The sequence below is a fragment of the Microbacterium sp. genome (assembly GCF_043427715.1).
Taxonomy (GTDB): Bacteria; Actinomycetota; Actinomycetes; order Actinomycetales; family Microbacteriaceae; genus Microbacterium.
In genome coordinates this window covers 1-8,144 of sequence record NZ_JBHWTD010000104.1, presented here as the reverse complement: position 1 = coordinate 8,144, position 8,144 = coordinate 1, and the positions used below count along the sequence as shown (strand labels likewise).

Annotated in this window: 9 protein-coding genes; 3 read left to right on the top strand and 6 right to left on the bottom strand. The window is 67.6% G+C overall.

The features are described from left to right. Nucleotides 1–9 precede the first annotated feature (9 nt). The 5 genes from ACHFGS_RS11010 to ACHFGS_RS10990 form a co-directional block, all read right to left on the bottom strand. Entirely contained in the window at nucleotides 10–1,020 is a 1,011-nt protein-coding gene (locus ACHFGS_RS11010) for a LacI family DNA-binding transcriptional regulator (protein ID WP_394279316.1), read from the bottom strand. A 7-nt stretch (nucleotides 1,021–1,027) separates the two neighbouring features. Then, nucleotides 1,028–2,515 carry a GH1 family beta-glucosidase gene (locus ACHFGS_RS11005; RefSeq protein WP_394279315.1) on the bottom strand — a complete coding sequence of 496 codons (1,488 nt, stop codon included), beginning with the start codon at nucleotides 2,513–2,515 and terminating at the stop codon, nucleotides 1,028–1,030. Between the two features lie 13 nt (nucleotides 2,516–2,528). Continuing rightward, entirely contained in the window at nucleotides 2,529–3,446 is a 918-nt protein-coding gene (locus ACHFGS_RS11000) for a carbohydrate ABC transporter permease (protein ID WP_394279314.1), read from the bottom strand. Continuing rightward, entirely contained in the window at nucleotides 3,443–4,471 is a 1,029-nt protein-coding gene (locus ACHFGS_RS10995; protein WP_394279313.1) for a carbohydrate ABC transporter permease, read from the bottom strand. The genes ACHFGS_RS11000 and ACHFGS_RS10995 overlap by 4 nt, the downstream gene beginning before the upstream one ends. An 81-nt stretch (nucleotides 4,472–4,552) precedes the next feature. Continuing rightward, on the bottom strand, nucleotides 4,553–5,827 hold the full coding sequence (locus ACHFGS_RS10990) for an ABC transporter substrate-binding protein (protein ID WP_394279312.1): 1,275 nt from the start codon (nucleotides 5,825–5,827) through the stop codon (nucleotides 4,553–4,555). A gap of 229 nt (nucleotides 5,828–6,056) precedes the next feature. Here ACHFGS_RS10990 and purS point away from each other — a divergent pair, with 229 nt between their 5' ends. Continuing rightward, entirely contained in the window at nucleotides 6,057–6,302 is a 246-nt protein-coding gene (purS, locus tag ACHFGS_RS10985; protein ID WP_394279311.1) for a phosphoribosylformylglycinamidine synthase subunit PurS, read from the top strand. Continuing rightward, nucleotides 6,299–7,006, top strand: coding sequence for a phosphoribosylformylglycinamidine synthase subunit PurQ (purQ, locus tag ACHFGS_RS10980; RefSeq protein WP_394279310.1), 708 nt, complete (start codon nucleotides 6,299–6,301; stop codon nucleotides 7,004–7,006). The genes purS and purQ overlap by 4 nt, the downstream gene beginning before the upstream one ends. A gap of 90 nt (nucleotides 7,007–7,096) precedes the next feature. Here purQ and ACHFGS_RS10975 read toward each other — a convergent pair whose 3' ends face one another. Continuing rightward, on the bottom strand, nucleotides 7,097–7,528 hold the full coding sequence (locus ACHFGS_RS10975; RefSeq protein WP_394279309.1) for a DUF1761 domain-containing protein: 432 nt from the start codon (nucleotides 7,526–7,528) through the stop codon (nucleotides 7,097–7,099). Nucleotides 7,529–7,662: 134 nt separating this feature from the next. Between ACHFGS_RS10975 and ACHFGS_RS10970 the strand changes: the two genes are divergently transcribed. Further along, nucleotides 7,663–8,144: ABC transporter substrate-binding protein (locus tag ACHFGS_RS10970; RefSeq protein WP_394289463.1), on the top strand; the 482-nt coding region annotated here is incomplete at its 3' end.

Here is an 8,144-nt window from a genome sequence, read left to right as displayed (position 1 = left end):
TCTTGCGCGTCAGGCCGACTCGCGCTCGATCAGAGCCGTCTCCAGCAGCGTCACGTGCGGGGGCCTCCCGCCCGCCAGCAGTGACAGCAGGGTGTCTGCCATCAGCTCGCCCTGGTGGAACGACGGCTGACGCACCGTTGTGAGCGCGGGGACGACCGAGGTCGCCACCGGTGAGTCGTCGTAGCCGATGAGCGCGACATCGTCGGGCACGCGGATGCCGACGCGGGCGAGCGCCGCAAGGGCTCCCCGCGCCATCAGGTCACTGGCCACGAAGATCGCATCGACCTCCGTTTTCGACTCCAGGATGCGGGTCATCGCGGCGGCGGCGCCGTCGGCGGTGAAATCGCCGTCCTCGATCGCAGCCGGGGTGAGACCCGCGGCATCCATCGCCTCGCGGAACCCGTCGAGACGGTCGATGCCGCCGGGCATGGTGAGCGGGCCGGTGATGGTCGCGATGCGCCGGTGCCCTTTGCCGATGAGGTATTCGGTGGCGAGCCTGCCGCCCGCCTTGTTGTCGACATCGACGTAGTAGTCCCGTTCCCGCTGGCGCACCGGCCGTCCGCCGTACACCACCGGCATCGCGGCGGCGATCCGGTCGATGAACGAGTCGCTGGTGTGGTGGGAGACGATGATGGCTCCGTCGACGGCGCCGCTGCGCAGGTAGGCGGTCGCCTTGTCCTGCGGGTCGTCGCTCGCGATGATCAGGTTCAGCACGTAATCGGAGCGCCTCATCCGCGCATTGATCCCGTTGACGATCGTCGCGAAGAACGGGTCGCCGAAGAAGCGGGTGGTGTCCTCCGGTACGACGAGGGCGATGGCCATCGTCGCCCGGCTGGCGAGCGAGCGCGCCGCACGGTTGGGGATGTAGTTGAGCTCGTCGATGGCGCGTCGGACCGACTCGAGCGCGGCCGGACTCACCGCCGTGGAGCCGTTCACGACACGCGACACCGTGGACCGCGAGACTCCGGCCACCGCCGCCACTTCTTCGATGGTCACCGGAGTGCGGATGGTGTCGGTCACGGCTGGGCTACCTCGGGGACGGTGCGACGTCGATCGCACGGGCGGCGATGACCCGACGATACTCCAGAGCGCTGTCCTTCAACGCGCGTTCCTGGGTCTCGTAGTCGACGCGCACGATGCCGAAGCGCTTCTCGTAGCCCCAGGCCCATTCGAAGTTGTCGAGCAGCGACCAGTAGAAGTAGCCGCGCACGTCGACGCCGGCGTCCGCGGCATCCGCGATCGCGCCGAGATGACCGCGCAGGAACGCGACGCGCTCGTCGTCGTGAACACGCGTCACGCCGTCCTCCACGACCGCGACGTCGTCGTAGGCCGCACCGTTCTCGGTGACGTAGAGCGGGGTGCCCGCCGCCTGCGCGTACTCGTTCCAGACGTTCTCGAGGAGGACGGTGAGCGCCTCGGGCTGGACCTCCCAGTGCATCGCGGTGCGCGGCAGGCCGCGTTCGTGCCAGTGGATGTCGTGACCGGCCGGCCAGGGCGAGCCGACGACGCGATCGGTGGGGGCGTCGCCCGCGATCGGCGGGTCGGCGGCGGGCGCACCGCCGACGAACTCCCCGTGGTAGTAGTTCACGCCGAGCGCGTCGAGCGGCTGCGCAATCGTCTCGAGGTCGCCGGGTCGAACGGCCGCCTCGAACGCCGCGACGGCATCCGCGTCGACACGCCGGATGTCCTCGACGATGTCCTTCGGGTACCCGCGCCCGAACACGGGGTCGAGGAACCAGCGGTTGAACTGCCCGTCGATGCGACGCGCGGCATCCACATCGGCAGGGTTCGACGGGTCGGCGGGCTCGGCGACCGTGAGGTTGAGCGTGATCCCCAGGTTCAAGCCGGCGACGCGGGAGCGCAGCTCGCGCACCACGTCGCCGTGACCGAGCAGCAGGTGGTGCGAGGCCAGCAGACCGTCGCGAACGCTGAACCTGCCGGGGGCATGGATGCCGCCGGTGTAACTGAGGAAGGAGGAGCACCACGGCTCGTTGAGAGTCGTCCAGACGTCGACGCGGTCGCCGAGCGCGTCGTGGACGGTGAGGGCGTACTCGACGAAGCGCTCGCTCGTCTCGCGAGCGGTCCACCCGCCGCGCTCTTCGAGTGCCTGGGGCATGTCCCAGTGGTAGAGGGTCAGCCACGGGATGATGTCCGCGTCGCGCAGCTCGTCGACCAGCCGCTTGTAGAAGTCCAGCCCCTTCGGGTTCACGGCGCCGCCGTCGGGGCGCACCCGCGACCACGAGGTCGAGAACCGGTAGGTGTCCAGGCCGAGGTCCTTCATCACCGCGACGTCGTCCCGATACCGGTGATAGTGATCGCAGGCGACGTCTCCGTTGTCGCCGCCGATGACGGCGCCCGGCACGCGGCTGAACGCGTCCCAGATGCTGGCCGTCCGGCCGTCCTCGAATGCGGCCCCCTCGATCTGGTAGGCCGCGGTCGCCGCACCGAACAGGAAACCGGTCGGGAAGGGACGAGCAAGCATCGGGGCAGACTGGTCCCGCGGAATCGTGGTCATGGCTCCGATCCTGTCAGCCCTTGACCGCGCCGGCCATGATGCCGCTGACCAGCTGCTTGCCCGCGAAGACGAACAGGAGGATAAGGGGCATGGTGGCCAGGAGCACACCCGCGAGCACGATGGAGTAGTCCACGAAGTAGTTGGCCTGCAGCAGCGACAGCGCGACCGGGAGGGTGGGGCTCTGCCGGTCGAGCACGATGAACGGCCAGAAGAACTGGTTCCACGCCCCGACGAAGGTGAACAGGAACAGCATCGCCGCGGCGGGACGCGCGGCGGTGACGCCGACGGTCCAGAACGTGCGCAGCTGGCTGGCGCCGTCGACCCGCGCGGCTTCGATGAGCTCGTCGGGCACGGTCTGGCCGATGTACTGCGTCATCCAGAACACGCCGAAGGCGCTCGTCAGGGCCGGGATGATGATGGCGCCGATGGTTCCCGTCCAGCCGAGGTCTGCGAACAGGATGTACAGGGGGACGACGCCCAGCTGCATCGGGACGGCCATCGTGGCGACCACGAAGGCGAGGAGGAATTTGCTCCCCCGGAAGCGGAGCTTGGCGAAGGCCCAGCCGGCGAGCGTCGAGAAGACGACGACGGATGCCGCGATGACCGTGGAGCTGAAGATCGAATTCCACAGCGCGAGCCAGAAGTTGACCGCCGGCTCGTTCATCACCGAGAGCGCGTTGTCGATGAAGTTCGCACCGGGGATCCACGACATGTTCGGGTCGTTGATCGTGAACTTATCGCCCGAGCCGATCAGGAACGACCAGTAATAGGGGAAGATCGCCGAGACGGCGACGACGCCGAGCCCGACGTACACCCAGAATCCGGCGCGCACGCCGCGGATGCGGGTCGTCCGCTCGCCGCGGCGACGACGCCCGGCCTTGGGGACGTTCTCTTCGACGATGGCCAGAGGCGGTTCGCTGACGGTGGTCATCGTGCGGCATCCTTCCGTGCGCGTCGCGGCATTTTCACGCCACGGCCACCCTCGTCACGGACGAGGCGGCGGGTGATGAGGAGGTTCACGAGACCGATCACCACGATGATGATGAAGAGGATCCACGCGAGGGCGGCGGCGCGACCGAAATTGAACTCGCCCCAGCCGATGTTGTAGAGGTACAGCGTGATCGTCAGCCACTGCTGGGCGGGTCCACCCTCGCCCGTGTTGTCGAACATGCGGGGCTCGTCGAAGATCTGCAGGCCGCCGATCGTCGAGGTGATGATGACGAAGATGAGGGTCGGACGCAGCGACGGCAGGGTGATGCTGAAGAACTGCCGGAACGCGCCGGCACCGTCGACGGTGGCGGCCTCGTAATACTCCCGCGGCACCGCTTGCATCGCGGCAAGCAGGATGAGGGCGTTGTAGCCTGTCCAGCGGAAGTTCACCATGGTGGCGATGGCGACGTGGCTCCAGAACGGGTCCTTGTGCCATGCGATTGGTTGCAGCCCGACCGCGTCGAGCGTGTTGTTCACGAGTCCGTGGACGTCGCCGAACATGTTGCTGAAAATCAGTGCGACCGCGACGGGTGCCATGACGAACGGCAGCAGGACACTCATCCGCCAGAACGTCTTCGCGCGGATGTTGCGATCGAGCATCGCGGCGATGAAGACCGCGAGGATCAGCTGCGGCACCGTCGACAGCAGGAAGATGCTGAACGTGTTGCGCAGCGCGACCCAGAACTTGGGGTCGCTCAGAATCCAGCTGTACTGCTCGATGCCGACGAATGTCCCCTCATTGCGGATGAGGTCCCATTCCTGGAAGGAGATGACCGCGGTGAACGCGATCGGGAACAGGCCGACGATCGCGAACAGGATGAAGAACGGCGAGATGTACAGATAGGGCGAGAACTTCACGTCCCATCGGCTGACCCGCTGGCGGAAGGACAGCACACGGACCGGACGGTCCGCCTTCGCGGGAGGGTCCTCCAGCGAGGTACGTGGTCGGGTGTCTGTGGTGGTCACGTGGCGTCTCCGTCGTCGTCGGCCGATGGTGGGGATGCCGGCCGCCGCAGGGTGACGGCCGGCATCCCGGTCAGATGAGGGTCAGAAGGCCTCAACCTCGGCGACCCAGGTGTCCCAGGCGGCGGATGCGGACTCCGAGCCGTCGAATACCCGGTTGACCGCGTTCTGCAGCGCGTCGTGGTACTTGAAGTAGTTCGCGCTCTTGTAGGGCTGCACGGTCACGGCCTCGGCACGGTCCGCGCCGATCTCACCGGTCTTCGCTCCGCCGAAGTAGTCGTTGACGTAGCCGTTCAGGTCGGCGTTCTCGTACGCCTCGACCTGGCTCGGGAACGCGCCGACGTTGACGAACGCCTCGACCTGCTGCTCGGGAGCGGACAGCCAGTCGGCGAGCTTCTGCGCCTCCTCGACGTTCGCGCCGTTCGCCGGGACGGTCAGGTACGAGCCGCCCCAGTTGCCGCCGCCGTTCGGGAAGGTGTTCGCGATCTTCCAGTTCGCCTGGTCGGGCGCGTAGCCCGCGATGATGCCCTGCATCCAGCCGGGGCAGAGGACCGTGGCGAAGTCATCGCCCTGGAACGAAGCGATCCAGTCGTCGCCCCACTGCGCCGAGTAGGCCGAGTTCGGCACGGCCCGCTCAGTGACACTCTTGTACGCGTCGGCGATCTCGGGGTTGGAGGTCGCGATGACGGTGCCGTCGGGCTCGTCGTAGGTGTACTCGATCTGGTTGACGATGCCCTGGAGCACCGAGTTCGCCGAGTCGATCATCGCCTTGCCCGATGCCTCGCGGTACTGGTCGGCGACGTCGAAGTAGGTGTTCCAGTCGCCGTCGAAGAGTGCTTCGACCTCGGCGGGCTCCGACGGGAGTCCGGCGGCCTCGAAGAGGTCGGCGCGGTAGCAGATGGCCTGCGGGCCGATGTCGGTGCCGTAGCCGATGAGGTTGCCGTCGGCATCGGTCGCAGCGGCTTCCTTCCAGTCGAGCCAGCGGCCCTTGAGGTCGTCCGGGACGGGGGCGAGCAGGTCGGAGTACTGCATGGCCTCGGAGAGCCAGTCGACCTCGACCGCCTCGATGTCGGCGAGACCGCCCTTGCCGAGCTTCTGGAAGAAGTTCTTGCGGGCGTCGCCGGACTCGGCCGCCTTGTTGTGGACGATCGTGACGTTGGGGTTGTCGTCCTCGTACTTCTGCAGGAACTCGTCCGTGTAGCCGAAGTTGTTGAAGGTGGCGATGGTCAGCGTGACCTTCTCGCCGTCGCCGCCGTTGGCAGCGGGCTCGCCGCCGCCGGCGCATCCGGCCAGGACGAGGGCGGACGTTGTGGCGACGCCGGCGATCAGGCCGACGCGCCGCAGGGCGCGTGCGTTCACAGGGACACTCCTTTGTGGTGTGGGGAGGAGAGGCGCGTGAGCCCCGAGTGGGAGCGCTCTCATCGATCGGAAGCGACGCTATGGGATCGCTCCCACGACTGTCAAGAGAGCGCTCCCACGCCCACGGTCACGGTTCGATCACGGCATCCGCGAATCAGCGCCTGAGCACACGGGCCACGGGCCGTAGACTGGACCCGCACCCCTGCCCGCGACATCCCGGAGCTCTCCCATGCCCATCATCGTCGTCGACGTCATGCCCAAGGCCGAGCTGCTGGACCCGCAGGGGAAGGCCGTCGCCGGCGCCCTCGCCCGTCTCGGCCACGAAGGTTTCACCGATGTCCGCATCGGGAAGCGGTTCGAGCTCACCGTCGACACCGCGGACGAGGCAACCCTCGCCGCCGTGAAGACGATCGCCGACGAGATCCTCTCCAACGCGGTGATTGAGGACGTCGTGGGCATCGAGGTCGTCGAATGACCGTCCGCGTCGGCGTCATCACCTTCCCCGGCTCCCTCGACGACGGCGACGCACAGCGCGCCGTCCGCCTCGCCGGCGCAGAGCCGGTCGCCCTCTGGCACGGGTCGCACGACCTCGACGGCGTCGACGCGCTCGTCCTCCCCGGCGGTTTCAGCTACGGCGACTACCTGCGCGCCGGCGCGATCGCCGCGCACGCGCCGATCATGAGCGAGGTGAAGGACGCCGCCGCCAAGGGGATGCCGATCCTCGGCATCTGCAACGGCTTCCAGATGCTCGTCGAAGCCCACCTGCTGCCGGGCGGGCTCATCCGCAACGCGCACCAGCAGTTCATCCGTCGCGACCAGCGCCTCGTCGTGGAGAACAACGACACCGCCTGGACGAGCGAGTTCGGCCGCGGCGAGGAGATCATCATCCCGCTGAAGAACGCCGACGGCGGCTACATCGCCTCCGACGAGACGCTCAAGCGGATCCAGGGCGAGAACCTGGTGGCGTTCCGGTACGTCGGCGTGAACCCGAACGGGTCGATCGACGACATCGCCGGCCTCACCAACCCTGCGGGCAACGTCGTCGGCCTCATGCCGCACCCCGAGCACGCGATCGAGCCCGGCTTCGGCCCCGACACCCCAGCCGCGATGCGCTCGGGCGTCGACGGGCTGCGCTTCTTCACCGCAGCGGTCGCCGCGGTCGTCGGCGCAGCCGCCTGATCTCCTCGCGAGACACCACATATGGCGTGAAACACCACGCCAGTGGTGGTTTATCGCGCCGGAGAGGTTTCTCGGCGCGAGCGGCTGCGATCAGACGGTTCCGGCGGGCGGCCACACGCCGATGATGACCGCCATCACGACCACGGTGACGAGCTCGTGCGCGATGTTCATCACGGTGAGCGCGCTCGGTCGACCTTCGAACGCGTCGTGCGTGATGAACCGCGCGGCCGTGAAGCCCGCCCACAGCAGCACGGCCGTGACGATGGCCGCCCACAGGTACGACCCTTCGTAGAAGTGCCAGGCGATCGTGGTCGCCCCCGCCAGCACCCACGCGGTCGCGAAGCTCACGAAGAGCGTGACGAGGATGGCGAGCGTCGCCGACGCACCGGGCCGGTCCATGTCGACCTTCGCGAGCTGCATCCACCGCGTGCCGAACACCTTCGGGGTGTACCAGATCGAGCCGACCACCATGCTCGACAGCGTCGCCAGGATGACGGTCCAGTAGTTGATCTCGGGAATCATGGGGCCTCCTCGAGCCGATGTGGCGACAGTACCGCTGCGCACACAGGTAGTCCGCGCGAAACCCCGCGGAAATCTGCACGCGTTAGCGTCGGCCCCGCACCGCCATGTCCCGAAACATGACCCGAGGAGTCCCCTTGCGCCTTCTGTCCCGCACGCGCGTCATCGGTATCGCCGCCGCTGCCGCCTCCGCCCTCCTGCTCGCCGGCTGCGCCGGCGGCGATACACCCGCAGGTTCCGAGGGCGAAGCCGTCGACTACGGCGAGATCAGCGTCCAGTACTCCTGGATCAAGAATGAGGAGTTCGCGGGCGAGTTCTACGCCTACGAGAAGGGCTATTACGAGGATGCCGGCTTCTCCGACGTCGTCGGCATCTCCGGACCCGACACCGGCGTCGCGAAGCTCCTCTCCGGCACCGTGCAGGTCGCGCTGAGCGATGCGGCATCCGTCGGCGCGGCTGTCGCCGAGCAGGATGCACCCCTGAAGATCATCGGCGCCACGTTCCAGAAGAACCCCTTCACGATCCTGTCGCTCGCCGACGGTGCGAACATCCAGACGCCGCAGGACCTGATCGGCAAGAAGATCGGCGTGCAGGACTCGAACGCCTCGGTGTTCGACCT